The 1,226-nt window shown below is 37.1% G+C and carries 1 protein-coding gene; it reads right to left on the reverse strand.

Annotation, left to right across the window (positions count from 1 at the left end):
* Window positions 1-362: 362 nt before the first annotated feature.
* A partial coding sequence (locus tag CYP84_RS05090; protein ID WP_343211048.1) for an excinuclease ABC subunit A occupies window positions 363-1,226 on the reverse strand: 864 nt, incomplete at its 5' end.

Here is a 1,226-nt window from a genome sequence, read left to right on the forward strand (position 1 = left end):
CCTTATCCCCCTTTTTAAATCCCCCAAACCCCTCGCACGTTAGAGGGGCATGCTTTAGTGCTACGCACTACATGCGATTGTATATCGGTAAGCGTCAAGCAAATTTTAAAATTTCATGAACGAGTAATTTCGGCTCTTAAATTTGAGCTAAGCTGTAAGCGAAGCCAAATTTTAGTAGCCAATTCTTGCGAGTGAATGGAATTTTAAAATTTTGCTCACAATATAAATTTATCAAGAGTGAGACAAAAAAAGGAGGGGCTTGAACTTTTTTCGCAAGCGATTAACTGCTTGTCAAGGCATGAAACTGTTTTTAAAATTTACAAAAAGAGTTTAAAAAATTTTAGTATCACAACAAAGCGAAGTTAAAATTCCCCGCTCATTTTATCTTTGTAGTTATTTAGGCTATTTTGACGCTCTTGTAAAAATGAGCCGAGCTTTTTCTTATTTTCTTCAAAGAAAACCGCAAAGTCCTGCTCATTTTGTATCTTCTCTTCGCCAAAGCTATCAAGCATGACATTTGAGCTGCCAACTATCACTAGATAGCGTCTATTTTCGTAGCTTAGAAGCATTAGCTTGTTTGTGCGGTCAAGATATTTTTCGTAGATGATATTGACGCCGCTATTTTGGTTTTTAAGCAGCCAGTTCATCGACTTTGTGTCGTTTTGTGGCTGATTTTGTGGTGTTTTAAACCCGCTAAAGTCACTACTTTTTGAAGTGATATATCTTTTAAAAACATATAAAAATATAAGAAGCGCGATGAGCACACTTAGGACGATGAAGTATCTCGAATCAATATTAACCATAGGTTCATTTTCTGTCTTTGGCGTGCTAGCAGTTTCTATCTTTGCACTTGCTTGAGGCATATTTTGCACCTGCGTTTTTGTGTTTTTTAGTGTTACGCGGATGCGAAGTCCGAAGCTGTCAGTTGTCTTTGAAGCATTTACGATGATTGCATCGTTTGAGCGTAAATTTAAGACCAAAGAGTTTTGTTTTGGCTCTATCTCAAGCTCTTGAATGATCTTTGAGTTTATATCCTTGCTCGCGCTTTGATCGTAGCTTAGTGAATTTAGTATCAAAGAGGTCGTATCTTTTTCACGCTTTTGAAAGATATTGCCCTCATACGGCGCATCAAAGCTAAGCATGATATCGACCCTGTCGGTGCGCTCATAGATATTGTATGTTAGCAAGTTTGAAGCTAAAATTTGTGTCACAAAAAGTATAAAAAA

This window comes from Campylobacter concisus, assembly GCF_002912425.1.
Taxonomy (GTDB): domain Bacteria; phylum Campylobacterota; class Campylobacteria; order Campylobacterales; family Campylobacteraceae; genus Campylobacter_A; species Campylobacter_A concisus_AH.